General features: G+C 54.7%; 27 protein-coding genes. 3 read left to right on the top strand and 24 right to left on the bottom strand.

The window, feature by feature from the left end:
* Positions 1–38: 38 nt before the first annotated feature.
* The 10 genes from ACR3EP_RS18275 to ACR3EP_RS18230 all read right to left on the bottom strand — a co-directional run bounded on the left by ACR3EP_RS18275 (position 39) and on the right by ACR3EP_RS18230 (position 9,837).
* Positions 39–950 carry a LysR family transcriptional regulator gene (locus ACR3EP_RS18275; RefSeq protein ID WP_480638888.1) on the bottom strand — a complete coding sequence of 304 codons (912 nt, stop codon included), beginning with the start codon at positions 948–950 and terminating at the stop codon, positions 39–41.
* A 15-nt stretch (positions 951–965) separates the two neighbouring features.
* A complete protein-coding gene (leuD, locus tag ACR3EP_RS18270) occupies positions 966–1,571 on the bottom strand; it encodes a 3-isopropylmalate dehydratase small subunit (protein ID WP_480638887.1) in 606 nt (201 codons plus the stop codon).
* Positions 1,572–2,966: a 3-isopropylmalate dehydratase large subunit gene (gene leuC, locus ACR3EP_RS18265; protein WP_480638886.1), complete on the bottom strand. Its 1,395-nt coding sequence runs from the start codon at positions 2,964–2,966 to the stop codon at positions 1,572–1,574.
* Entirely contained in the window at positions 2,963–3,868 is a 906-nt protein-coding gene (locus tag ACR3EP_RS18260) for an alpha/beta fold hydrolase (protein ID WP_480638885.1), read from the bottom strand. Before ACR3EP_RS18260 ends, leuC begins: the two co-directional genes overlap by 4 nt.
* A gap of 310 nt (positions 3,869–4,178) precedes the next feature.
* Entirely contained in the window at positions 4,179–5,141 is a 963-nt protein-coding gene (locus ACR3EP_RS18255) for a 2-hydroxyacid dehydrogenase (protein WP_480638884.1), read from the bottom strand.
* 4 nt (positions 5,142–5,145) lie between these two features.
* Entirely contained in the window at positions 5,146–5,340 is a 195-nt protein-coding gene (locus ACR3EP_RS18250) for a hypothetical protein (RefSeq protein WP_170350800.1), read from the bottom strand.
* 12 nt (positions 5,341–5,352) lie between these two features.
* Positions 5,353–6,699, bottom strand: coding sequence for an amidase (locus ACR3EP_RS18245; protein ID WP_480638883.1), 1,347 nt, complete (start codon positions 6,697–6,699; stop codon positions 5,353–5,355).
* A complete protein-coding gene (locus ACR3EP_RS18240; protein WP_170350798.1) occupies positions 6,696–8,060 on the bottom strand; it encodes a TRAP transporter large permease in 1,365 nt (454 codons plus the stop codon). Before ACR3EP_RS18240 ends, ACR3EP_RS18245 begins: the two co-directional genes overlap by 4 nt.
* Complete coding sequence (locus ACR3EP_RS18235; RefSeq protein WP_170350797.1) at positions 8,053–8,661, bottom strand: TRAP transporter small permease subunit; 609 nt, start codon at positions 8,659–8,661, stop codon at positions 8,053–8,055. Before ACR3EP_RS18235 ends, ACR3EP_RS18240 begins: the two co-directional genes overlap by 8 nt.
* Positions 8,662–8,742: 81 nt before the next feature.
* Positions 8,743–9,837 carry a TRAP transporter substrate-binding protein gene (locus ACR3EP_RS18230; RefSeq protein ID WP_170350796.1) on the bottom strand — a complete coding sequence of 365 codons (1,095 nt, stop codon included), beginning with the start codon at positions 9,835–9,837 and terminating at the stop codon, positions 8,743–8,745.
* Between the two features lie 245 nt (positions 9,838–10,082).
* Between ACR3EP_RS18230 and ACR3EP_RS18225 the strand changes: the two genes are divergently transcribed.
* On the top strand, positions 10,083–10,916 hold the full coding sequence (locus tag ACR3EP_RS18225; protein ID WP_480638882.1) for an IclR family transcriptional regulator: 834 nt from the start codon (positions 10,083–10,085) through the stop codon (positions 10,914–10,916).
* A 250-nt stretch (positions 10,917–11,166) separates the two neighbouring features.
* Positions 11,167–14,421 carry an adenylate/guanylate cyclase domain-containing protein gene (locus ACR3EP_RS18220; RefSeq protein ID WP_480638881.1) on the top strand — a complete coding sequence of 1,085 codons (3,255 nt, stop codon included), beginning with the start codon at positions 11,167–11,169 and terminating at the stop codon, positions 14,419–14,421.
* A gap of 565 nt (positions 14,422–14,986) precedes the next feature.
* Here the strand turns inward: ACR3EP_RS18220 and ACR3EP_RS18215 are convergent.
* From ACR3EP_RS18215 to ACR3EP_RS18150, 14 genes are all read right to left on the bottom strand, one after another.
* Complete coding sequence (locus ACR3EP_RS18215) at positions 14,987–15,490, bottom strand: DUF2478 domain-containing protein (protein WP_480638880.1); 504 nt, start codon at positions 15,488–15,490, stop codon at positions 14,987–14,989.
* Complete coding sequence (locus tag ACR3EP_RS18210; RefSeq protein WP_480639044.1) at positions 15,487–16,701, bottom strand: NnrS family protein; 1,215 nt, start codon at positions 16,699–16,701, stop codon at positions 15,487–15,489. Before ACR3EP_RS18210 ends, ACR3EP_RS18215 begins: the two co-directional genes overlap by 4 nt.
* Positions 16,702–16,724: 23 nt before the next feature.
* Positions 16,725–16,997, bottom strand: a complete 273-nt coding sequence (locus ACR3EP_RS18205; protein WP_480638879.1) for a hypothetical protein — start codon at positions 16,995–16,997, stop codon at positions 16,725–16,727.
* A 133-nt stretch (positions 16,998–17,130) separates the two neighbouring features.
* Positions 17,131–17,832: an RNA polymerase sigma factor gene (locus ACR3EP_RS18200; RefSeq protein WP_480638878.1), complete on the bottom strand. Its 702-nt coding sequence runs from the start codon at positions 17,830–17,832 to the stop codon at positions 17,131–17,133.
* A gap of 2 nt (positions 17,833–17,834) precedes the next feature.
* Positions 17,835–18,320 (bottom strand): plastocyanin/azurin family copper-binding protein, encoded by a 486-nt coding sequence (locus ACR3EP_RS18195; RefSeq protein ID WP_480638877.1) that lies wholly within the window; start codon positions 18,318–18,320, stop codon positions 17,835–17,837.
* Positions 18,321–18,355: 35 nt separating this feature from the next.
* Complete coding sequence (locus ACR3EP_RS18190) at positions 18,356–18,775, bottom strand: hypothetical protein (protein ID WP_480638876.1); 420 nt, start codon at positions 18,773–18,775, stop codon at positions 18,356–18,358.
* 506 nt (positions 18,776–19,281) lie between these two features.
* Positions 19,282–19,941 (bottom strand): DUF2461 domain-containing protein, encoded by a 660-nt coding sequence (locus ACR3EP_RS18185; protein WP_480638875.1) that lies wholly within the window; start codon positions 19,939–19,941, stop codon positions 19,282–19,284.
* A gap of 12 nt (positions 19,942–19,953) precedes the next feature.
* Positions 19,954–20,298 carry a TfoX/Sxy family protein gene (locus ACR3EP_RS18180; RefSeq protein WP_480638874.1) on the bottom strand — a complete coding sequence of 115 codons (345 nt, stop codon included), beginning with the start codon at positions 20,296–20,298 and terminating at the stop codon, positions 19,954–19,956.
* The gene (locus ACR3EP_RS18175) at positions 20,298–20,696 is read right to left on the bottom strand and encodes an MAPEG family protein (RefSeq protein ID WP_480638873.1); all 399 of its coding nucleotides are present in this window, start codon (positions 20,694–20,696) and stop codon (positions 20,298–20,300) included. Before ACR3EP_RS18175 ends, ACR3EP_RS18180 begins: the two co-directional genes overlap by 1 nt.
* A gap of 24 nt (positions 20,697–20,720) precedes the next feature.
* The gene (locus tag ACR3EP_RS18170) at positions 20,721–21,107 is read right to left on the bottom strand and encodes a VOC family protein (protein WP_170350785.1); all 387 of its coding nucleotides are present in this window, start codon (positions 21,105–21,107) and stop codon (positions 20,721–20,723) included.
* Positions 21,108–21,175: 68 nt separating this feature from the next.
* Positions 21,176–22,411, bottom strand: coding sequence for an RNA polymerase sigma factor (locus ACR3EP_RS18165; protein WP_480638872.1), 1,236 nt, complete (start codon positions 22,409–22,411; stop codon positions 21,176–21,178).
* Between the two features lie 3 nt (positions 22,412–22,414).
* On the bottom strand, positions 22,415–22,786 hold the full coding sequence (locus ACR3EP_RS18160; protein WP_170398084.1) for a YciI family protein: 372 nt from the start codon (positions 22,784–22,786) through the stop codon (positions 22,415–22,417).
* A 243-nt stretch (positions 22,787–23,029) separates the two neighbouring features.
* Entirely contained in the window at positions 23,030–23,395 is a 366-nt protein-coding gene (locus ACR3EP_RS18155) for a VOC family protein (RefSeq protein ID WP_170362005.1), read from the bottom strand.
* 182 nt (positions 23,396–23,577) lie between these two features.
* Positions 23,578–24,888: a sterol desaturase family protein gene (locus ACR3EP_RS18150; protein ID WP_480638871.1), complete on the bottom strand. Its 1,311-nt coding sequence runs from the start codon at positions 24,886–24,888 to the stop codon at positions 23,578–23,580.
* Between ACR3EP_RS18150 and ACR3EP_RS18145 the strand changes: the two genes are divergently transcribed.
* The gene (locus ACR3EP_RS18145; protein WP_480638870.1) at positions 24,887–25,963 is read left to right on the top strand and encodes a helix-turn-helix domain-containing protein; all 1,077 of its coding nucleotides are present in this window, start codon (positions 24,887–24,889) and stop codon (positions 25,961–25,963) included. The two genes, ACR3EP_RS18150 and ACR3EP_RS18145, sit on opposite strands and share 2 nt — an antisense overlap.
* Positions 25,964–26,049: the final 86 nt, after the last annotated feature.

Here is a 26,049-nt window from a genome sequence, read left to right as displayed (position 1 = left end):
AGTCGACGTGTGCCTTTGTGAAGCACATCGGCAATCTGTCACTGACCTGCGCCGTCTGGGTGCAGGGTTGAGGAGACGTACTTAACCACATCCACAAACTCCTCCACCATTTTCGAGTTCGCCATCGCCCGTCGCGCGACGTAGAGTTCGATGCGTTGGTTGTCTGTCCGATACGGGATGCAGCTCAAACCCGCAGGTGCCAGGGTGCGGATCCAGGCTGGTGCCAGCCCGATGCCAACCCCGTGCGCCACCAGCTGCAACATGGTTGATTTGTCAATGACTTCGCAGGCGATGTCCGGTTGCCATCCTTGGGCACGAAAGCTGTTCCACAGCAGGTCATGCAGGATCGGGCGCGCGTGTTTTGGAAATCCGATAATCGGCTGATCGCGGATATCCGCCGCTGACAGCATTGCTCGGCCCGCTAGCTGGGATGCGGAGGGCAGCACCACAACGGCACCCTGCTGGTACAAAAGATCTGCCTGCAGAAATTCTTCCGTTGGGGGTTTGCGAACAAAAGCAATGTCGGTCCGATGGTTCGCAAGCTCTCTCGTATGGTAGTCCGAAGACGAAATCTCAAGAATGTCCACGTGCACCGAAGGTTGCCGTTTGCGGAATTCCATCAGCGCCGGCGGCAACAGCATCGAGATTGCTTCGTCCACGCCGCTGACCCGCAGCGTTTTCAGCCCGCTGTCGGCCGTGTGTCGGGCTTTGGAAACGGATTTATCGATATCCGCCAGTATCCGTTTGGTGTCGCGCAGGAATTCGGACCCCGCTTGCGTCAGGCTGACCTGCCGAGTTGTTCGAAAGAACAGAGCAAAGCCCAGCTCGTGTTCCAGCGCAGATATACGGTCGGACAAGGCCGGCTGACTAAGGCCGAGGCGTTCGCCCGCCTTTCGAAAATGCAATTCTTCGGCGACGGCCACAAAGCACTGAAGTTGGCGAAGTTCCAAGTCACACTACCCCGGCTAGTGTATGACGCGCACCCGTTGCCGTTCTCCCAGTCCGCTTTCATATTTGCGGATCGCGTCGGCGAATTCCAGCGAGTTCAGGGTGTCGTCGCGGCCCTCAAGATGGGCGATTTGCGTCGCGTCGTCCATTTCAAACGGCAGCTCTGCCTCTCCGTGTCTGATGACCCGGTTTTCGATATCAATCGTATAGCTGGCACCATCCTCATGGGACGCCGCTTGCATCAACTGATCCCGAACCTCAGGACTGACGATGGGCAAGGCAAGGCCATTCTTACGCGCGTTGTCGTAGAAAATGCCTGCAAAGCTGGTGCCGATGATGCCCTGAATACCCAGTTGAACCAGCCCCCAGACCGCATGTTCCCGGCTGGACCCACAACCAAAATTGTCGCCGACGATCAGTATTCTAGCCTCGTGCCAGGGATGTGTGTTCAGCACAAAATCCGTGCGCGGCGTATCGTCGTCGTGAAAGCGCAGGTCAGCGAATGTGCCATCCGCCAGCCCTTCGCGCGTGATCGTGATCAGAAAGCGTTTGGGCATGATCACATCGGTATCGACATTGGCAAGCGGCAAGGCGGCGGCCAGCCCGTGAACAGTTTTTGACATCTAGTCCACTCCTTCACTCAGGAATTCGCGTACATCCGCGATACGACCATGGATGGCGGCGGCGGCCACCATCTCCGGGCTCATCAAATGGGTGCGTGACCCGCGGCCTTGCCGACCTTCAAAATTGCGGTTGGTCGAGGACGCAATTCGTTCGCCATCCATGGCGATATCGTCATTCATCGCAAGGCACATCGAACAGCCGCTTTCCGGGCGCCAGTCAAAGCCCGCTTCGATAAACACCCGGTCGATCCCCTCAGCCTCGGCCTGCAGGCGGGTAAAGGTTGAGCCCGGAACGACGATGGCGTTCACCGACGCGGCAACCTTTTTGCCATTCAGGATTTTGGCTGCGGCGCGCAGATCCTCGATACGGCTGTTGGTGCAAGATCCGATAAAGGCGCTGTCGATTTCAATATCGGTCATCGCCTGCCCCGCTTTCAGGTCCATATAGCCCAGCGCCCGGTTTAGTGCCTCGCGTGCCTTGGGAGTCATCCCTTCGGCCTCGGCAGGGACTGAGCCGTCGACAGGAACCGACTGATCCGGGCTGGTACCCCAGCTGACAAGCGGGGCAATGTCGGCGGCGTCAATCTCAAACACCGTGTCATATTCCGCGCCGGGGTCCGCGTTCCAGTCCAGACCGCCAAAATCCAGCGTATCGCTATGCGCGCGGCCCTTGATTTTCTCAAGCGCCTTTTTGTCGGCACCGATCAGGGCTGCCCGTCCGCCCAGTTCGACCGCCATGTTGCAGATCGTCATCCGCCCAGACATTTCCTGTGCACGGATGGCCGAGCCTGAAAACTCGACAGCATAGCCATTGGCGCCGCCTGCACCGACCACCTGAACCACCTTCATGATGACGTCCTTGGCGGTCACACCGGGGGCGAGATCGCCATCGATATTGATCAACATGGTTTTCAGCCGCTTATAGCGCAGGGTCTGCGTCGCCAGCACATGTTCAACCTCGGACGTGCCAATGCCAAAACCCAACGCCCCAAAGGCCCCATAGGTGGTGGTGTGGCTGTCGCCGCAGGCAATCAGCATCCCTGGCGCGACAAGCCCCTGTTCGGGGACAACAACATGCTCGATCCCCTGACGGCAGTCACCCAGACCATAAAAGGCGATGTTGTGCTTTTTGCAATTGGCTTCCAGATTGTCGATCAGCAGCTTGGACGCCGCATCATGCGGATCGCGCTGCCGTGTAGCGTTCACGTGATCAACGACCGACAAATGGGCCTCGGGCCGCCAGACAGAGAGCCCTTTCTGATCCAGCCCGGAAAAGGCCTGCGGGCTGGTGTATTCATTCATGATATGGAAATCGACATAGATCAGCATGTCGCCGTCCGGCAGGTCGCAGACCTTATGTGCGTCCACCAGTTTATCGTAAAGCGTCCTGCTCATTCGGCGGCATCCTTCTGATCGATTTGCCGCAGGAAAAATGCGCGCATTCGGCTTGCTATTTCGTCTGGGATCTCTTCGACCATGTAATGCGTGGCATCAACGGCCTCGCCCTCGACCCAATGCGCCCGCGCTTGCCACAGCGCCATCGCGTCAAAACAGGTCTCGATCACCCCGCGCTTGGCCCACAGGACCATAAGCGGTTGCTCTATCTTCCGCCCGTCGTCCCGATCGTCATGTTCGATGTCGATGGTCGCAGCGGCACGGTAATCTTCGCAAGTGGCATGGATGGCCTCGGGTGTGCTGAAGGCTGCGATGTATTCGTCAAGCGCCTCGGCGGTAAAGGGATTTTCACCTTTAGCCTGATTGAAGCATTTGAGTTTCCAGAACTGTGCGGGGTCATTGCCGATGATCTGTTCCGGGATGGGGTGTTTCTGAATCAGAAAGAACCAGTGCCAATAGGCGGTGGCAAACTCCTTCGAGGTGTCGCGATACATTTCACGCGTCGGAGCGATATCCAGTAGGACCATCGCCTGGACATTCTGTGGATGATCCAGAGCCATTCGATGCGTGACGCGCGCACCTCTATCATGGGCACCAACCAGAAAAGTCTCATGTCCCATCTGAGACATGACCGAGACCATGTCCTTTGCCATTTCGCGCTTCGAATAAGGCGTATGCTGATCATCCGAGGCGGGTTTGGACGATCGACCATATCCGCGCAGGTCGGGACAGATGACATGGAACTGATCTGTGAACTGCGGGGCAACCGCATGCCACATGGCCGATGTCTGCGGATAGCCGTGCAACAACAAAAGGCCCGGATTGCCGGGGTCGCCCCCGTGACGAACAAAAATCTTCTGCTCGCCGACATTCAGAGTCAGTTCCTCGAAATCCAGAAACATACCGGAGCGCCCCGCGAAAATGGGTTGTTATTCACGATACCCGACTTTTACACCGATATTGATCGAATATACTGATCAATTCTTCTGAAAAATCATCGCCGCCCAAGCATGTACTCTCGCTCAGCATCTTTGATCGGGTCAGACCGACCTGAAAAAAAGGGCAAAGGCAACAAAGTTCTGAATCTTCGATCTGCCGTTCCCGTTAAAAAAACGAGGCGGTCAATGCGTTCTAGACCTCGGATGACCCGCCTTTGGATCGCCCATCACACCCAGGCCGAGAAAAGCAATTTTTGCCATTACAGTTTCTTATCTACAAAAGGTCGCGCGGTGTTTGTCCGGCAAAGAATGCGTCTAAGTTGTCCAATGCGCGAAAGCCCATGGCGTCCCGGGTTTTAGTCGTGGCGCTACCTATATGCGGCAACATGAAGATGTTTTCGTGCGCTGCGAACTTTGGATTTCCGACCGGTTCTGTCTTAAAGCAATCAAGCCCTGCGGCAGCCAGCTTTCCACTTTCAATGGCTTGCAGCAGCGCGTCTTCATCAACAAGAGCGCCACGAGCTGAGTTGACGAGTATTGCATCGTCAGGCAGCGCAGCCAGCCGTTCGGTATTCATAAGGTCCAGAGTTTCGGGCGTCGCAGGACAGTGAAGCGATAAAAAGTCGGCCACTGGCAAAAGAGTATCGACGCTCTCGTGATAAATTGCTCCCTGTTCCTTATCAGGTGACAGGCGGGTGCGGTTGAAATAGTGAATTTCCATATCAAACCCGCGTGCTTTTGTTGCAAATGCCCGACCCACGCGCCCCATCCCGACGATGCCCAGGCGCGCACCCGTGAGTTGCTTGCCGACCATGAAAGATGGGCTCCAACTGTCCCAAGTACCTGTACGCATAAGGCGATCGCCTCGGACAGCGTGCCGCGCCGCACCAAGCATGAGCAACATTGCAAGTTCCGCCGTAGCGTCAGAAAGGACGTCTGGTGTGTTTGTCACCACGATCCCCCTTGCTGCCAAGGCCGGCAAGTCGCAATGGTCCACACCAACAGAATGGTTCGCGACAATTTTTAAACGCGGGTCAAGCTTTGACACGACCTCTGCTGAGAAGTGTTCCGAATGGCAGGGCATTATTGCGTCCACCTTGGAACTCATCTCAATGATCTCTTCTGACGTGCCCGGAGTATCGGCTTCGTTCAGGATTACGTCATAATCCTTTCGCGCACGCGCTATGGTTGCGTCGGACACGCGGCGCGGCAGCCATAGGACTGGTCTGTCACTCATGCGTTCAGTCCTTTTTGACGGCGTCTTCCCAGAAATTATAAAGCGCCAAGGCAATTACAAAGACCGCAATACACAGGAAAGGCAAACCGCCCCAAAACCCGGCAAAGCCAGTTGAAATGCTGTGTGCAAGGCCAAGAACAAAAACCATCATCAGACCGGTGCCGATAATGCCCATAAGAATGTTTGTAAGTCGCGACATCGTTTAATTTCCTTACTGTTCTTGTTCGGCGAGGGTGCGTTGTACCCATGATGCAGTGCGTAGAAGTCGGTCATCTTCCTCGACTGCGCCAATCAATTGCACGCCGATTGGCAGGTCATTCTGCCCAACCAGCAAAGGCAAGGTGAGGCACGGTAACCCCGCCAGCGTCCAAGTCAGGCAAAAGACTGAATCGCCAGTATGCCCTGCTGTCAGTGGCACGGCCTCTCCTGTAGCCGCAGGGGCAAGGATTGCATCGAATTCGGTGAAGTATTCTGCGAAAAAGCTTTGAGCAGAGATCATGACAGCCAAGGCATCTTCATACTGCGCCAAGCTTATTTCTGTTCCTCGGGTTATTGCAGACTGCATCTCGAGGCTGAGTTCCGGCCAATGAGCTTCGGAAATCTCAACCATGTTCTCGCGAATTTCGTAATCGTAGATCGTTTTGTGAACATTAATGAGGTCAGCTAATTGACGGGATGCCGAAAATCGCTCGACCCGGCCACCCAAGCATTCGACAACGGCATTAAGGCCTTCGACGGTATCCACATCCAAACGATCATTGAACGGAAAATCCAGCCAGGCGATGTTCGGTTCGACAGGCACCTCTGCCCGCACGCCTTTCAGCATGTTAGCCCGCGGTCTGGCAAAGCTGCCGGGATCGGCTTGGTCATAGCTAGACAGGACGTCTGTCAACAAAGCTATGTCTTCCAGAGAATTTGCAAATCCGCCGACATGATCCAGCGACACAGATGTGCGAAAGACACCGCTACGCGAGATTGTTCCGCGGGAGGGTTTGAAACCGTATACGCCACAATACGAGGCGGGGCGGATCACCGAACCACCGGTCTGGGTTCCAATCGCCAATGGAACGTGCCTGGCCGAAACTGCAGCGGCAGATCCGCTGGAGGACCCGCCCGGAGTTCGGCTGTGATCCAAAGGGTTGGTGGTGTCGGCCGGATTCATGAAGGCAAATTCAGTGGTCTTGGTCTTGCCCATGATCACCGCTCCGGCTTCACGAAGATGCTCAACCAGTCGAGCGTCCGTCTCAGGTTGGCGGCCTGAAAAAATTGCCGATCCGCGTTGCGTGGGCATGTCTTTTGTATCGACAATGTCTTTCAGTCCGACGGGTACACCATGTAGCGCCCCTATCGCCCGCCCTGCCTTGCGAATACGATCCAGCTCACGCGCCTGATCGAGTGCCACGCCGGCGTCCAGGTATGCCCATGCGCGAACCTTGTCATCCGTTTCCTCAATTCGCGCCAAGCAGGCCTCAACCAATGCTTCGGATGAAATGCGCCCGGTTCGGATAGCCTCGGCGGATTGAACCGCCGAGAACAGTGACAGATCATGCTTTGTCATGGCACCCAAACCCCAAACAGATAATCAGGAAGCCACAGTGCGATCCCCGGGAACTGATACATCAGCACCATGCACAGGATCACGATAGCCAGATAGGGCATCAGACCTTTGAAGATCTCCATCAACTGGATCTGGTTCTTCAGAACCCCTTTCAGATAATAGGCTGACATGGCCATGGGAGGCGTCAGGAATGAGGTCTGTAAATTCAGTGCAACCAGCATCGCGAAGAAATACGGATTGACCCCAAACGTATCCAGCATCGGCAGAAAGATAGGCACAAAGATGATCAAGATCTCGGACCACTCAAGCGGCCATCCGAGCAGGAAGATAATCAGCTGAGCAAGGACCAAGAACTGCCAGGGTTGAAGGTTCATACCGACGACCCAATGCTCGATCACATCGTGTCCACCAAGATAGGAAAAGATCGAGGCGAAGGTCCAAGAGCCGACAAACAACCAGCACACCATGGCCGTTGCCTTAGCTGTGAGAAAGACACTCTGTTTGACTTTGTCCCAAGTGAGCGATCGATACAGCATCGCCAGAACCAAACCGCCCAATGCGCCCATTGCCGCCGCTTCAGCCGGGGTCGCCAGACCACCAAGGATAGAGCCAAGCACCAGCATGATCAAAACGGTCAAAGGCACAAACGAAACAAGCAAATCCATATAAATCTGCCGTTTCGGGGGAATGTCTTCTTCTTGTGGTTTCGGTGCCAGCGACGGGTTTATCCAGACGCGCACCATGACATAGACGATGTATAACCCCGCCAACAAAAGACCCGGGAAAACAGCCGCAGCATACAAGCGCAATGGTGATAGCTCTGCAATGGCGGCATAGACGATCAGCATAATCGACGGTGGGATCAGAATTCCCAAAGTTCCGCCCGCACAGATAACGCCAGAGGCGAAGCTGCGCTGATACCCGGCATTCGCCATCGCAGGATAGGCAAGCAGACCCATCAGAGTAACAACTGCACCAACAATCCCAGACGCGGTCGAAAAAACTGCGCAGGTCAGCAGCGCCGCAATGGCCAACGAGCCCGGTAGATTTCGTGCCGCCATGTAGAGCGAGAAGAACAGGCGATCGACGATGTTCGCCCTCTCGACGACGTATCCCATAAATAGGAATAATGGGATGGCAACCAACGTATCATTCTCCATCACCGAGTAGGTGTTTTGGTTCAGAAGGTAGAAGATGTTGTTGTTGAAGATGTCCGCAATGGTCTCGGGCGCGGACTGGTAGTAGGCGTAGTACCCAAAACCGACACCCATGGCGAGCAACGTGAAAGCAATGGGAAAACCCAGCAGCACCAAAACAATGAAGAGGCTGAGCATCAGGATGGCGACTTGTGGATCAGTCATCGCTGCGACCTCCTTCTTGAGTGCCAGTTGTTCGAATTTTGTCGATTGTATTTTCCATCAACATGTCTTCGGTTTCGCGCACGTCATCGAGCCGCTCGAGCCAGACGCCATTTCGCATCGCCAGCCAGCACCGGGCCATTTCGGCAAGGCCTTGAAGCATAAGAAGGAAACCAGCGACCGGGATCAGGGTTTTGAAAAAGTAAATCTGGATGCGCGCAGGGCTGTTCCAGCTGACCTCTTCATAGCGCCAACTGTCTTTCGCGATCTCCCACCCGTACCAGAACAAAGCGAACATGCCGGGAAAGAAGAACAGAATGTATAGAACAAAATCGACCCGAGCCTGCCAGCGGACAGAGAACAGCCGGTACAGAACGTCGCCGCGGACGTGCGCGTCTTGCGCCAGCGCATAGGCCCCTGCCATCAGAAACAACGCGCCATACATCTGGACCATCATGTCGAACGCCCAGACGGTTGGCTTGTTCAGCACATACCGGACGAACACTTCGTAAGACACGGAAAGTGTCAGAATTAGGATGCACCATCCAAAGGCTTTGCCGACCCATTGGCTTAGCCCTTCGATGGCGTGGATTGTCTTGATCAAGGTCAGTTCCTCGCCTGTTCTGCCCGGAGTTCAGGAAGCCGCGCCACAACGCGACCTCCTCATTTCAAAGGTATTCAGGCCTCAACCGAAGTAGTGCTTGTATGCAAGCTTGTAGTCCGGTTGGTTCAGGTTGAGATAATTCATCACGGTCTTCGCATAGGCCTTCTGGCTTTCAATTACCTTTGCGAAGAACGGATCCTCGTTGGCAATCCGTTCAACGACCACATCCCAAGCATTCAGCTGTGCCTGCATCACACTGTCGGGGGTGCGATATACGTTAACGCCCTGCTCCTCTGCCAGTGTGACCAGATCCTCGGAATAGCGTTTGGTGTTGTTCCAGTAGAAGTTGGAGTTTTCGGCTTCTGACGCATACTTCAAAATGGCTTGAAGCTCAGGTGCAAGGGCGTTGTATTTGTCCTTGTTGAATGTGACCTCGAAGAATTCCTGACTCTGGTGGAACGACGCAAGGTGATAATGCTTGGATACATCCTGCATCCCAAAGTCACGGTCCGACGTTGGATTGTTGAATTCCGCCGCGTCGATCAGACCTGACTTCATTGCTGGCTGAATTTCACCTCCCGGCAGCTGTACGACCGACATTCCCATCTCAAGCAAGACATCTGCCGCGAGACCAACGGTGCGGTACTTCAGACCATTCATTTGATCTGCGCTTGTGATTTCTTCTTTGAACCAGCCAAGCGGCTGAGCCGGCATGGGTGAGTTGAAGAATGATACGACGTTGAGGCCCAGAATGCCCATCAATTCGTCGAATAGTTCCTGACCACCACCATAGTTCACCCAACCCAGAACTTCCTGGCTGGACCAGCCAAAGCAGGGGCCAGTTCCAAAGAGCGACGCTGTCTTTGACTTAGAGTACCAATAGGCCGGCACGTAGTGCGCTGCATCCAGAACGCCGCGGTGAACAGCATCCTGCATCTGGCTTGTTTTTACGACGGAATTCACGGGCAACAGTTCGATCGTGAGTTTCCCGCCGGACATTTCGTTCACGCGGTTAACGTAAGACTGCGCGTTTTCCAGAAAAATACCGCCTCCCCAGGCGGCCTGCATCTTAAGGTTAGTTCCTTCCTGAGCATGGACAGCCGGAGCTGCAAGCGCACCGGCGCCCACAACGGCAGAGCCACGCAGAAAATTTCTGCGGTTCAAAGATTTTGTCATGTTTCCTCCCTTAACTGGGCCTTGACCGATTTTGCCTCGGCATTGGCACCAATCCGCTCTCCAGCGGATAAGAGTAACGATAAGACAGATTCCAAATATTTCAAAATAATTTGGAAAACTCTTGAAATTTGGACAATAAATCCAATCAACTTATTGATTATTTTATATTTTTATTTTTCATTTTTTTACCCCGCTGAACGAGCTAGAATCTTTCAGCAAGAAACTGAGCATTGGTTGCCCTGAGTATGAATGAACAAAAAAACTCGCTTCGCCGAGGACGCCCGCGCCTAAAAGCGAATGAGGAGAAAGCCGAAACATCGCCCGTTGTTGCGCTGGATCGCGGCATTCGCGTGCTGATCGCTCTCTCAGATACGCGCTGCGCGACACTTGCGGAACTGGCCAGAGTCACGGCAATCCCAGTTGCGACGGTACACAGGCTTCTGACCACGTTGCAGCAGCGAGGCATGGTTGTTCATTATGCCGAGCAAGGCAAATGGCGAATTGGACCGCAGGCCTATCGGATCGGCAGTACGTTTGAAGATGGATCAAATTTGCTCGAAGTCGCGCCGTCAGTAATGCGCACACTGTCAGAAGACACCGGTGAAACAGCAAATCTGGCAATCGAAGAATGTGGGCAGCTATTGTTTCTCATTCAGGTCGAATCCGATAACCCAATTAGGGCTTCTTTCAAAAACGGAACTGCGGCGTACTTTCACACATCCGGTGTGGGAAAAGCTATGATGGCATTTATGGACGAGGCCGCGGTTGAGACCCTTTTGGCCCCACAAACACTAGTCCGCCAGACGCCCAATTCCATTACAGACCTGCAAGAGCTGAAGTCAGTACTCCGCAAGTCCAGACAGCGTGGATGGGCCTTGGACGATGAAGAACGGTTTTTGGGTATGCGTTGTATTGCTGCGCCTATCTTCGACTCGCTGGGCAAAGTTGTTGCGGGCGTTTCGGTTTCCGGTCCAGTTACAAGATTTCCCGAAAACAAGCTTGAAGGTCTGGCGGCATCGGTTGTCCAAGCTGCCAAAACCATTTCAGAAAGGCTCCAAAATTCCCCAATTGGAAGCTGATTGCATAAACGCCGCAGGTTATTGAAACTTGTTGCGATTTTTTAATTTTCGGTGAAAGGCCGCAGCACTGGATGGGTTTTTTTTAGGGGCAGTGCCGAAAAAAATGCTGTGGAATGCGCTAATTCTCGGCTTGGGACAACGATTGACATTGTGACCCTCATCCAATGGCTCTGGCCATCACACTGTCAATACGAAAGATAAATTCTCTGTGATGTGATACAATGAGCCCGAAAAACCTGAGGGGGGCAACGTGGATCAACGATTGCGTGCCTGGCTGAGTCGCCTGGGATTGGAGAGCTATGCTTCGTTGTTGGAAGAAAACGACGTCGACATTGAGACTCTGCGCCATCTGAATGACGAGGACTTGAAAGACCTTGGCTTCAGCCTTGGGCACCGTCGTCGCCTGCTTGCGGCCATTTCGCCAGCGGCACAAGCCGTAAAGAAAGACACGATTGAAAACGCAGCACCCGAGCGGCGGCTGCTTACTGTTTTGTTCGTTGACATTGTGGATTCCGTTGTCCTCTCAAGACAGCTGGACCCCGAAGAGATGCGGAATCTGGTCACAAAGTACCAGTCGGCAGTTGTATCAGCTGTCCTTCGGTATCAAGGCTATGTCGCCAAGTTTCTCGGAGATGGCGTTTTGGCCTATTTTGGGTGGCCCGAAGCCCATGAAGATGAAGCTGAACGAGCAGTAAAGGCAGCAAAAGATGCCTTTGCAGCAATCCAGGAAATTCACTCACAAGACGGACGGCAACTCCAAGCGCGTGCAGGTGCAGCTAGCGGAGAAGTTGTTATTGGAACAATAGTTGGCGATGTCATGAATGATGACGCCGCCGTCATCGGGGCAACACCCGGCTTGGCTGACCGGCTTCAACGCTTGGCGCGGCCATACGAAATTGTTGTTGGCCCATTAACCCGTCAACTCTTGGGCCGCCGATTTGAAGTGGAAGACATTGGCCAACATGAATTGAAAGGGTTTGACGAGCCTGTACAAGCCTGGCGCGTCGGCACGGAAACAACTGTCGAAACACGTTTTGAAGCATCCCGGTTCCAAGGTTCAACGCCATTGGTTGGACGAGCTTCGGACCTTCACTTAATTCGTGATGCATGGCAGCAAGCAAAGGCAGGATCGGGTCAAGTGATTTCATTGACCGGAGATCCGGGCATCGGCAAATCCCGATTGGTAGAAGAAATGCGGCACGAAATCTCTGGAGACAGGCGTTTCGGCTATCGTTACCAATGCTCTCCTCATCACACCAACGATGCCTTTTTTCCATTGATTAGCGGGATGCGGAGAGCTGCCGGGATTGCAGAACAGGACTCGGTAGCGGCGCAACTTGAAAAACTAGAGAACATACTGGGGCTGACGGATATCCCGTTGACCGAAAGCGTGCCTCTGATCGCGTCGCTGTTAAGGGTAGAAACTGAAGGGCGCTACGATGCCCCGGATTTCCCTCCGGTGCAATTGCGCCGCGCGATAATTCGGTGCCTGATAGATCAAGTGCTGCGTATGAGCGCACAGCACCCGATCATCATAGTTATTGAAGACATCCATTGGGCCGATCCGTCGACGCTGGAGCTGCTGCAAAACATGATTTCTGAGACCGCCGAAGCGCCAATCATGTTATTGCTAACGTACCGACCGGAATTTCAGCCTGATTGGAACGACTGCGGCTATTGGCATGAGATTGTCCTTAGTCGGGTCGGTCGGCGGCAATCTTTGCGGATTTTAAACTCCGTTTCTGGGGGAGACGTGAGCGAGGAAGCCGCCGCGCAAATTGTCAAACGCGCCGATGGCGTGCCGCTCTACATCGAGGAACTGACCAAGGCATTTCAAGAGGCGGGGTTGAGCAGTGGGGATGTTGTTCCCGCCACGCTTCACACATCGCTTTCAGCACGCCTGGATCGGCTTGGGTCGTCAAAAGCGATTGCTCAGATTGGGTCCGTCATTGGGCGTGAATTCGATCACAAAGACATTGTGGACTTGTCGGCAGAGGTCGACATGGACTGCCTGCAAGCGCTTGAAAAGCTTGTTGAATCGGGATTGATTCTCCGCATGGGCGTTCCGCCAACGGCAAGCTACATGTTCAAGCATGCTCTCGTCCAAGATGCTGCCTACTCCACCCTGTTAAAGAGCCGACGCCACGAGTTGCACTCTGCATTTGCCGATCTGCTTGAAAGAAAAAGTTCTGATAACAATAGCGAGACCGCAGGAATTGTGGCCCATCACGCCTTTCTTGGCGAGGATTGGCCGCGTGCTTTCCGAGAGTTTCGCAGAGCAGGCGAAGACGCGGTTGAACGCTCGGCGCTGCGCGAAGCAGCAAGCCAGTTTCGCAGGGCGCTCGACGCGCGCAAAAAATTTGAAATGGATGCCGAAACTGCAACCGCAGCAATAGATACGAAATTTGCGCTACGGAACGTTCTTTGGGCACTGGGGCAGTTCGCCGCTATTCTAGATCCACTTGACGAAGCCGAGAAGTTGTCGCTCACGTTGGAAGACGATGTGCGCCTTGGTTGGGTTTCCGTTTATCGTGGCGCAAGTTTGTGGCAAGTCGGACGCTCGGCTGACTCCAAGGCAGCCGCCGAACGCGGGCGCGATATTGCTCGGAATTCCGGTGATCGGTCGCTGGAAGTTGCGGCTGATTTTTACCTTGGCTGTACATTCGTAACCTCTGGTGAACTACGCACAGCCGAGAGATACTTCGAACGTGTTGTTTCAAATCTGCCTGGCGATGCTGCGCTCGAAAAGTGTGGGCTGCCTTTTGCACCTGCGATTATCGCCCGGTCCTGGCTGGTCTGGTCTTACGCCGAGCGTGGCGAATTTGAACGTTCTTCACATCATGCAGAACAAGCCGTTGCGCTTGCGGATCTTCAAGACAATCCTTTCAACCGCGCGCATATCGGTTACGATATTGGCTATTATCAGATTGTACGTGGTGACATCGCGGCTGCGCGTGCGACTCTTGGCAACGCGAGTTCGATCATCGACGTTTGGGGCCTCACCTATCTATCCCCCTTCACGAACGGATTTCTTGGGTTTGCTGAAATCCTGGCAGGAGAGGTTGAGACGGGCCTGGCGAGGCTTGAACAGTCTTGTCAGTTGTATGATGACATTGGGCTTGGTTTGTTCAAGTCCCTGGTTTTTACCCAGCTGGCCTTCGGATATCTCAAAGCCGGTCGCATCGAAGACGCATCCAAACGTCTCGGTCGCGCACTCGAAATAGCGCGCAGTCGTGGTGAACGCGGTCACGAAGCCTTTGGTTTGTTTGTGATGGGCGAAGTCTTAAGCAACGCAGGCGCTGGTGAGGAATACGACGCGATGAAATGCTATGAGCGAGCCTTGGAGATTTCAACTGAGCTGGAAATGCGCCCATTAGCGGCACAGTGCGAACGCGGGCTGAGCCGAATTAAATCCAGGATGGGGCATACCGATGCCCAAGATCCTATGAGCCGGGAAAACAAGTTTTTTGATGGACTTGGTCATCCCAGGGACAAACGAACCTAGGCGCATGTTGAACAACGGTGTGAAGCTGGAAGAAGCCTCTCGAGCAGAAGGTTAGGGGCTTCTTGGGACAAAGCGAAAAAACAGATGAAATTTTTTGAAGGATAGGCATTTGTTTGATGCTTGTTGTGCGAGACTTACGATGTGCGACAAGACTGATCGCTAGATCTTTACGCTCACAGAACGATTGCGAACCTGCGATGAGAGCCCACTACTGCCGTTAATCATACTGCAGCCATTTGCTCTCGCGCGCGTTCAAGCGTGATGAGTTTGGGTGCTGAGATTCCCGTACCCAGAACTTTCACACCGGTCTGCAGCGGATAGTTTTCACGCACAAAATCCCCTGAGGACTGCTGTCGCCGGGTCCTCTTCAGCGTCTTTAAGCCAAGTATAGAATTCGCCCATACGTGTCTGACGTCAGCAGCAATGGGACAATTCAGGGTTTTTGCATAGAGGAGGGTTTCCGGCTCATCGTAGGCTTCAAGGATCGAAGATCAGACGGGAACCATCGCTACCAATGCCGGTTAATGCAATAGCGCCAAGGGAACCGTTCAAATTGAGCTGGCTGTTAACTGCGCGTCAGGCACCAGTCAAGAAGTGATACGGCGTCATCCGGCAGCGATATGGCAAGGCCGTCAGCGAAGGCCTGAAACTGTGGGATGGATGCAGGCCCTACGCCAACCAGCACCGGAACACCGTGTTCCAAGGCCTTGCCCACCACCGAGCGGAATCCACGGCCAGCGCATTCCTCGGGGCCGAACTTATTCAGTATGAACAGATCGGCGTTCTCGAAACTGCTTTGCTCCACTTGCGCCACGGCTTCGGCAAGCGCACTGGGATCCAATCTACACGCCTCCGAGCCGACACCGAGGTTCTGCGTAATCTTGATGACCGCTCCATCTGGCAGTACTCGCACGCTCATATCGCACCCATCCTGATAAATGGGCGAATGGCTCGCCTCCTTCACGATTCCGCGCAGTTCAAACCCGTTGTTGTTCAGCTCATCGGCCAGTTCCGATAACAACCTGTCAGCTTCGCCCCGTTTCTGCGAAGAGACGTATGCAATTTTCATCCCTCTGTCCTTTCAGTGTATGCCGCACTCACTTTCGTCTGATGCCTGCGGCCGCTCAAAACTGGGCGCCGTGGTGTTCCTCTGAGAGCAGGCATAAATCCGATCAGAAAAGCAGTCCAGCCAAGGCACCACAGCACAGCTACGCAGAGTACGAGAGGAAGACCCGGAAAAACCGGTGCCGCAATGCGAATGCAGGTTGCAATCCAGATCGCCCAAACTCCAATGGTAAACCCCCAATTGGCCCTCAAGCCACCTTCGGCGGTATGCGCTGCTGCCCGGCCTGCGATCGCCATAATCATTCCGGCCATTCCGCCGATTGTGATGGCATGCAAGGCGTCCGCCCTAGGATAGAACGACGGTGCAAACCCCGAAAAACCCATGGCGATTAAACCAAAGGGTACCCAGAAAAAGGCCAGGTGCAGTGCCACAAGCAATGGGTTCCCGATGATCGCCAGCGTCCGCCATGTGAGCATTGACCACAAAACTGCCAATGCCGCACAAATCATCGCGAAATATGCCAAGTCTGATGCGCCAATCAGTCTGGCCGCAATGGCCAAACCTAACAGCACCTGCGGTACGACCAAAGACTGAGTGCTCGGGACCAAAGGCCCGACGCGGTCGTGGAGAGTAAGCCAATTGCCTGTGAAAGCCGGAATTGCGCGCAATCCGATGTTGATCATCAGCAATGCGAGACCAAGCAGAAATACATCAACCATTTCCAGGCTTCTGGACGGGGACCCCATCAGCGTCGCGGTCAAAAACAAGAATTCACCGATACCAAGCCCCACTATCGCACACACAAAGCCAAGCTTTTGATAGATGCCCGCCAACAGAAGTTGAGTTCCGACTACAACCGCCAGTAGGAGAAAATACCCGGCATTGAAGACGACAAGCAGCCCGGAAGGCACGAAATCCGCCAGCGCCATAGCAACACGCGCAAGGGCCCACAACGCCAACAATGTGATCAGAACTCCACCCTGAACCGGCGGTCGGCCTGTCCAGCTTGGCAATGCCGTCAGCAGATACCCACCAATCGCCGCACCAACAAAGCCAAAAATCAGCTCGTGAACGTGCCAGATAATTGCAGGCTCAAACGCTGGACCAAAACCATCAGTCCATGCGCTTAGGGGCCAGAGGGCAATCGTGAACAACGCGCAAAGAAATGCCGCGGGAAACAGGACACGGTATGGGACGATCTTGCGCGAAGTCATAGTGTTGCGCGGGTCAGCCCGGATCACTCCGCGCCACGTATGTCAATCAGGAACCCGTCGCTGAGCTGGAAATCAGGAGCGCCGGGCAGAAAGTCATCCGCCAAGGCTCCTCGCCAAACATTTCGGTCGAGACGCTGGCGACACAGTTCACGTTTTTGCGCAATAAAGGTCAAAGAACGCGACAGGGGCGTAAGCAGGGCAACCCGCAGCGCGCCCGTCACGCGGTAGAGCATAGCAGAATAGGGTTTTGAGGGTTCGACAAACAGACCTCCTGCTGTTTTAGCAAGGTTTACCACACGGGTTTTCCTAAGCTTCCTTTGGCGCGAAGGAATTGATCGTTGTCAATCTGCCGCCGCATTTGCGTTGTTGCCGGGGAAAAAATCCTGAGCGCGGTTTGCAGGATGGTCGATCTGAGCCGAAAGAACTGCGTCATAGAACGCCGACTTCTTGCAATCTCGCAACTACGTGATTGGTCATGTTGGCGCATCGTTTGCCGCCAAATGGGAAAATTGCTTCGAAGCCGCCCCGGACCCGGTTTTCAATTGTAGTTTGCAACCTGCGGCGGGCGCGAAAGAGGCGTGTTTTTACTGTTATCGGGTTGACCTGAAGCTCGGTGGCGATGGCATGAATACTCATTTCCTCTGCTTCGCGCAGCAGAAACGGCAGTCGCAGATGGGGTGGCAGATCGGAAACGGCAGATTCAAGCAAATCTCTCAATTGCGCGCGCCCAAGCGTTGCGTCGGGGAGTTCAGAATTTTGCCCGGGGAACATAATCACACTCGGTGCACTGGTTTCGTCCACGGTGTTGTACTCTTCAGCAGTACGCTCTCGTCTGCGCTGCATACGCGACGTGTTGATCACGATCCGGGTAATCCAGGTGGAAAAGCTGGCATGCTCACGAAAATCCTGCAGTTTGCTGAACGCCGACAGATAAGCCTCTTGCAGCGCTTCTTCTGCCTCGGCGTCGCTGTCAACGATACCTCTGGCAACGCGAAACAGGCGGGGGTTCAAGCGACGGATAAGTTCCCGGACCGCCAGCTCGCTTCCTTCACGCGCGGCATTTACAAGCTCAGCTTCCGATTTGGCCGCATCGCTGGTTGCTTGTTGAGTGAGGTTTGTTTGGACCTTCATGATCAGTCCTCCCTGCGAACGGTAACTTCCGAAAGGATCCTCTCTACCAAAGGCAAAGCTGTCAGAATATCTTCCGAAACATCGCTCTTGTCGTGTGAACTTCCCTCCCAGCCGGCGTCGCTGGGGGTTCCAACTACTATGCGACCAACCATCGCCGCCATTTCGTGTGGTAGGCAATAGTAGTCATATACACCTGGCGTAATCAGGGTGACTTCAAAATACTCATCCGGAAGCAAAAAGTCACTGTCCCAAGGGTCGGCCGCAGCGGGAATGCGTCGCCTTCGATCATAGTTCGCCGGATGATAGGCGGTTGCTGTATGACTGTTACCGGGATCACGATTGGTGAACCGGACGGTGGTGCCTGAAGACACAGCAAGTCCAACAGGATCATACCAGATACGTTCACCGCGCGGGCTGCCGCGCATCTCAACCGTGGCGATCGGTTGCGCAAGCGCGATCCGCGAACTGGCGACGGAAGCAACGGCCAATCCCCCAAGCCATACAGCATGACGGCGCGTACAGATCATTTGGCCAGACGCTCTTTTGCGTTTTCGTCGTGAAACAGCACGACATGCGCGTGCGGCTTGTCCACGCCGGGATGCCCGGCATTGAAATAGATATCTGTCGAGCTGACGGTGTGTGTACCGATGTTCAATCCGTCAAATGATGCACCGTTTTGCAGATCGTCGAGTGGTGTCATGTAGACCGTGGCTGACAATCGACCGTCGCGATCATATGCGAGGAACGGACCTGCGGGCAGAGTGGTTGGGTCGACGAAGAGCGTTCCCAGACCAGGGATGAACTCGGGCAATGGCAATACGTCGCTCACTTTCACATAAGGATCACCGGCTGGGGCATTGGCGAGAGCTTGTTCATCGTGAGCCTTAGCAGTTGGGGCGGCAGCGACAATAAATCCAAAAACAATTACGGTTTTTCTGAACATGGTTTGGTCCTTTCCAAGGGTTTCACCGGGTTCGCTTTAGTGCGTTCCTGGTTCCTTAGATGCAGGAAACACGGAAAGGTTCCCGAAATTCGACGAAATCGCGCAAGCTGATCGTGAATGCGCTGCAAGGTGGCATTGTCAGCTATGTATGAATTCAACTACTTCCGGAATTTGCACTCTCAGCGCATGTCTCCTTCGACGGGGCGCGCCGCAGCATCCTGAAGGTAGGGTGGATGTCAGGATTGGACCGCTGTGGACTAAGTGCTGAGGTGCCCGGTTGGCGGCACCGGGTGGAACATGCCTTTCGCGCGCTGCAAAGGATCAAATCCGCCCTCGCATTTATATCAGGCTCGAGGAATTGGGAGAGGTTGAAGTCAAAAACAGCGCTTGCCCGCTGCGATGTTTTGCAATGCCGTTCGACAATCTGATCGGCGATCCGGAACAGGACTACTTCGCGGCAGTGCAACTCGTCTAAGCTGCCGCTCGCTGCGAGCGCAAATTCTTGGCTACATGCCCCTGGAAAGCAATTGAAACACCGGCATGAGTTTCCCGAATAACACAGACGTTCGTTCCATGAGGTTCGGTTCGATAACAAACGCAGGAGCCCCGGCGTCCATCCAAACGGCAAAACCCTTGCGGCGCAATGCCTCTGCATGGGGATGATCTTTGTCAAAGCCAGTCGGAACGCGTTTCAATTCTGGGTCATCGATCCGGAAACCATCCTGTCGCATATCTTCAGTGAGCTGGATCAACTCTGCCCCTTTTGGGCCAGCCATTGCCGTGCGGAACGCGTCCAGTGCATTTTTGTCATACTGAAATACCCCGCAGCCAAGGGACAGTTTTTCGGGCGATAGCCCAAAGAACCACATCGGTGGTTGAACCGCGTTGCCCTGCGGAATGAACGCAATATGCAGGTGTGCGTTGTAGGGCGTCTTGTCCTTGGAGAACCGGACATCACGGTAGATGCGAAAGATCTTACTGCGGTGGCCCTGCCCAGTCAGGTCTTGCAATGCGCCAGCCATGCCGTCGGCAAAATGCTTGCTGGGGTCCTTCAACTGGGTTTCGTAGGTTGTCTTGTGCGCTGCGAACCAATCCTTCGTGTTGTTGGCCTTAAGACCCTCAAGAAAACCAAGTGCCTCAGACGAGAAACTCTCAAATGTAGCCATCACATCCTCCATTCAGTCTTTCGCCGGGAGGGCTGCGGCGTGTTCGAGGCAAAGTTCTACCCAGCGTCGCAATGCTGGGTCATCGCAGTCGCCCTCTTCAACATGTACAAAGCCCCCCAGTTTACGGGTTCCATGGATCACTTCCTTAGCCATTGGATCCTTCAGTGCCATGCTCTCGTTCGCCTTACCCACCCGGAACATGAACCAACCGACCCCATCTTTGTGACGGCGCGCGCCGCAGAGCATGTTGCCGTTTAAAAAGAAACACTGGCCGCCCATCATCCGCTTTTCGGAGATGCCCGCATGCGCGGCCAAAGCATCGCGCACACGAGTGTTAAGGTTTTCATCTACCGGCATCAGGCGGCTGTGCCGAGTTGCCAGAGGATCGCGAAAGCCAGCACCATCATAGTCAAGGTCGTCAGGGCCGCCCCAATTGCGCGCCCTTTGCTTTCTGCTGATGCGCGCAAACCGAAGTAGTGGATGAGGCGGGCTAGCAGCAGAACCCCACCACAGGCAGCTATGAGCCAGGGTGCCGTTCCCGCAATCTCGGCACCCGCGAGGGCAAGCAGGGCAAGCGGGACATATTCGATGAAGTTCCCGTGTGCCCGCATCAGGCGTAGCAGTCCCTCATCCTCACCATGGAGCAAAAGTATCCCGGTCCTGGCACGACGCACGCCGACGGCGATTGCCATGGGAATGCTCATCAAGACAAACACCGCTGTCACGATCAGCGCAATTTGGGGCAGTTGTTCCATCTGATCCCTCCTTTCGAGCGACGCTTAGGACGCCATGCTTTCATAGGTAATCAGCGCGAACCGCGCGCCCTGCGGGTCGGTTAGCGTCGCCATGCGCCCAACCCCCGGCATGTCCATCGCAGGCTGAATGACCGCGGCACCCTTGGCTTGCGCCTTTGCGACACTCGCATCCACGTCGTCCACGGTAAAAAAGATCGTCCAGCTTCCATTGTCCTCAGGCATCGGTGAAAAGCCACCAATAGGCGTCTCGCCCACCACTGCGGCCGAATAACTCGACCCGTCCTGCATCGGCATGTCGTTTATCGCCCAGCCCAACACATCCTGATAAAAGGCTTTGGCTTTGCCCTGATCCGGTCCGGAATGCCCGATCCATCCGGAATTGCCGACAGTTGTCATCTCTAGAATACTCATGGGTGTCTCCCTTGGTTGTGCCCGCCACATACGGGTCTGATCCAAGGACGCGCGAGGTGCCGGCTTTCCTACACGCCGCGCAATTCTTTTTGGCTGATCGCGATTTTATCCGCGATCACAACGCGTTCAGGGCCCGTTGGAGCGAGTGTCATCACGGTTTCAAAGGCGGCGATGGCGGCTTTGTGGTCGCCAGTTTCCTGCAACAGACCGCCCCGCATCGCGTGATACCAGCGATAGGTGGTCAGATCCTCTGCCACTACCTCCATCGCCTTCAACGCATATTGCGGGCCGTGCAACTTGGCCTGTGCAGCGATCTGGTTGAGTTTAACCACAGGGGTCGGCTGCAGCGCATGAAGGGCGGCGTAGTGGCTCTCTATCAAGGCCCAGTCGGCGTCTTCAGATGAGGCCGCACGGGCGTGGGCCGCAGCGATTGCGGCCTGGATGATATAGACCCCGCGATGACCAATACGTTGGGCTTTTTGCAAAAGGCCCGTTGCCTCGGCGATGTCCGAACGGTCCCAAAGGTCGCGATCCTGATCGTCCAACGCCACAAGCTTTCCATCCGCATCGATACGTGCCCGCCGACGGGCGTGTTGGAGCAACAGCAACGCCAACAAGGCGGACTGCTCACCCATGGCCGGGAACAACGCCACAAGCAGGCGGGCGAGGCGGATGGCCTCTTCACACAATGTAAGCTTCATCTGTTTGGGACCGGCCGAAGTCGACCACCCTTCGTTGAACATCAGGTAGACCATCAGGGAAACTTCACCCAGCCGCGCTCCCCTCTCTGCCGGGCTGGGCGTTTCAAAAGCGACCGGGTTGCTCGCAATCTTCTTTTTGGCACGGGTGATCCGCTGTTCCATTGTCTTTGGTTTAACCAGGAATCCGCTGGCAATCTCGTCGACGCTCAACCCCGCGACCACGCGTAGAGCGATGGCAATCTGATCCCGTTGATCCAATTCCGGATGGCAACATACGAACAACAGTCGCAAGACATCGTCGCGCATCTCATCAGGGTCAGGTGTTTCGGTGGGCGCTGGTTGAAACTCCTCTGTGTGGCGCGACAGAATTGCCGCGCGGCGTTGGGATTTGCGGACATGGTCAAGACCCGCATTGCGGGCGGTCGTCAGTAGCCACGCCAACGGATCACGGGGCGCGCCATCCTTGGGCCAAACCGTCAGCGCCTTCAGGCACGCATCGGCAAAGGCTTCTTCGGCCGTATCGATATCGCGAAACACCCGCGTCAGGGCCGCAATGGCACGTGGGCGCTGTTGGGCGAATGTGGCCTCCAGCCAGTCCGACATGACCTACTCCGATGAAATGACACCCCCGGCCCAGGCCACAGGCCGTACTTCGAGCCGCGCAACGGGCGAGGAAATCATCTTTGCGTATTCCAAAGCCTCATCAAGATCTTTGAAATCGGCGGCGTAGAACCCAAGGAAGTTCTCCTTCGTCTCGGCAAACGGACCGTCGGTAATCAGCGGCGCGGTGCCCTCGCTGGTGGCCGGTTCGACCATCACTGCAGAGGTCGGCGGCATCAGCTTTATCGAAACAAACTCCCCCCGCTTATTTAACGCTGTTTGCAGTGCACCATGGCCCGACATTACCTCATCCTGTCGGTCTCTCGGCAGAGCCTCAAACACGCCCGCCTCTCCATAGATCGTGATTGCATAGATCATTATTACCTCCGTCCTTTTGATACATGCTGCAAGGACGCGCGAGCACATGCAAATCCGACAGCCAACCAATTTGGATGTTTGGAGCGATACGGTGGTTCTGCAATTGCAACACGCATTGCGCCCGGAGGACCGATATCTTCCTGCCGATCATCTGAAAAAATTCAGTCGTTGTGCAGCACAAAAAACTCACGGCGCTTTATCACGCCGACAGGATCGGGATAATTAAACCAGTGGGCCCTGAGACTAAGCAGGTTCCCAAAGCTCAATTGGATTGCCTTCAGGGTCATTGAGCCACGCAAACTTGCCATTCGGATAAGGAGAATCTGGATCGCGACGCACTTCGACACCTTTGGATTCCAACTGCGCAATCATTTTTTCAATGTCGCGAACACGAAAATTCAACATGAATGCCTTTTCCTGATTTCCGAAATACTCGGTCACCTTCTCGAACGGGGCAAAGACAGTTTCGCCCGCTTCCTGTGTCCAACAGGGCGTTTCATAATCATTGGGAACAAGATCAATTCCCAGATGATCGCGGTACCATTCTGCCAACGCGGGAGGATCCTCAGATCTGAAGAAAAACCCGCCAAGTCCCAGCACTTTTTCCATCTTAAAAACAAGACCTGCTGTTAACCAGAATACGTTACTTCAATTTACGTCATTTGATAAGCTCAGCCCACAGGAGACATCCATGGAACACACTGGCCCTGCAGCGCAACTTTGACAAAGCCGCCTATCGCATTAAGGTCCCGACGCCGATTTGGTAACGTGTTCACGCGCAATGCGTGGAGTTAACCTCCGTGTTCAGAAAGTACGGATCGAAGGTAGTTTGTAGAGTGCCATGTCTGGCTTGCACAGATGATGCCGGCGCAGCCCTTGAGGATAAGCCGATGTTGGCTCGCTTGTCTGATTGTGCCTCGATATGTCCGCCCGGATTCTGGGTCCCGCAGCATTCCCTCCCAGGCAGTACCGTTGAACACAAGACCCGTCAGGATCAAATCGCCTATCTTCGCATGAGGTGTCTGCCCCTCCCAACTCCAGAGCAACCGACCGCATCTGGTGGCACTATCCGCGCCACAATCCTCGAATTCAACTATGATACCAAGCCCGGGCGACGCGTAGCGACCGCTGAGCTCGAAGGCATCGCCGCGACTGGCTGCCAGCCCCCCAACAATCGCTACAAACAGAAGTGCTGCTTTCAGACCAACAGGCCGGATGCGCGGCGCAACGCGGGCAAACTCGGTGAAGTACTTGGGATGTTCCGTCTTCATCAGCCGATCCCACCAAGAAAAATACAGGCCGAGGTTGTAACCGGCATGGGCGTGATGCAGATCGTGATGGGTGACGCTTGTCAGCCAGCCGAAGACAGGGCGGCCTTTCTGATCGGCTGGAAAGATCTCGATCCCGCAGTGACCCACTGCATTGCGCAGCATCATATGGGTTACAAAAACGAACAGCGCCAATGGATGCGCCGGGAGGAGAATCAATACCAAAGGCAGGTAGACGGCGTTTACCACAGCCTCACCGACATCGAAGCTATAGGAGGTGAAGGGCGTAGGTTGGTGTGATTTATGGTGCAACCGGTGGAACCGCCGAAACAGCGGCGGGTAGTGCAGCGCGCGGTGTGTCCAATAAAACCACGCATCGTGGAGGACGATCAGCGCCACGATGCTGAACGCGAAATAGGCCCAGCCAAATGTCGCGACCTGTTGGTATATCGTGATGACCCCTGCCCTGGCGCCCAGCACGATTGATGTACCAGCAGCAGTAAAGATCAGAACGGTCCGCAGGCTTACCAGGATCTCGCGACGGATCTGGCCCTTGGGTGGATCCGACAGGCGGACTTTTTGCGCGGCAAGCCGACGTGCCAGAAGGACATTGATCAACAGATACGTACCGCCTGCGCCCAAAACATAGCGCAAGAAGTCTCCGCCAAAGACATTTGCATAGACGGAAAGCAGTGTAGTGAGATGTGTCATTGGCTTCTCCAAGTGCGAAAGGACATGCAAAACGACCTGACGCAGGCGGGTTTCCGGTGCTCTCTGATTTCGAAAAACGATGGACATATTGAGTTTTCGGCGAGGATTTTTCAGTTTCGACATGGTCCAGCCATTGACCGGCAAGCCAATTCGCACTTCGCTTATGCGCGTGATGTCAGATTTAGCGGTCTTCGATATTTTCCTGCGTGGTAGCGCCGTTGGCGTTCTCTTTCTCTGTGCTGTGATCTTTCTGGCAAGCGGACCCCGAACCCGGAAAAGTCTGGCCGTCGTGCTGCTGTGCCTGAGCCTAGGCCCTTATGTGATCGTGTCCTCTCCGGGTATCGATCTGAGCGAGGGGCCAATCCGGTTTGTACTTGTGATGATCGCGGGCGTGATCCCGGTTCTGATCTATTGGGCCGCGATTGAGCTGTTTCAGGATGACGTTGTCATTCGACCCTGGCAGATCACCGTCGCGGTTCTTATCGTTGGGACAAGCTGGTTGACCCAGCTGCAATTTCCACTCGGTGTGGTTCGTGGCGCATGCGTGCTGATCTTCTTTTTGCACATGCTGAAAATTGTTGTTTCAGGCGAGGTCGAAGATTTGATTGCCGAACGCCGCCGGTTTCGCCGTTGGTTTCTGGTCTGGCTATTGACCCTTGGCACAATCATCACGGTGATAGAAATCACCCATTTGGATCAGGTGCTTCCATATTGGATATTCCCCCTACAGGCATCAGCAATTTGCCTGTCTGCAGCAGCCTTCCTGGTTTGGTCGGTGCGTGTTGCACCCGGTATCTGGATCGAACACTCTGCTGCCTCGCAGCGCGACATAAACCCGAACCCTGCGCAAGCGGCATTGATCAAGCGTATTGATACTGCGATGGCTGCAGGTCTTTGGAGAGAGGAAGGGCTGACCGTAGCACATATGGCGGCCAAACTCGGGACGCAAGAGCATCGGCTACGGTCTGCGATCAATCAGGGAATGGGACACCGCAACTTCACCAGCTTCGTGAACGCATTTCGCGTTCACGAGGCGCAAGCGATGCTGGAAAAGCCGGAAATGGCCGAGCGTACAGTGCTCAGCATTGCTTTTGACGTTGGCTTCTCTTCGCTTGGGCCATTCAATCGGGCCTTTCGCTCGCAAACAGGCAAGACCCCTACAGAATACCGAAATGAAGCGTTGTTACGAGAGGAATGATCGCAGCCAGCCGCCCTTTGCTGACCTTGATCAAAGTGTCCAGTGCAGCGTTTCTGCTTATTCACAAGCGAACATTGATGCGCAAC

Source organism: Ruegeria sp. BB10 (genome assembly GCF_056535725.1).
This window is presented reverse-complemented; position numbering and strand designations above follow the sequence as displayed.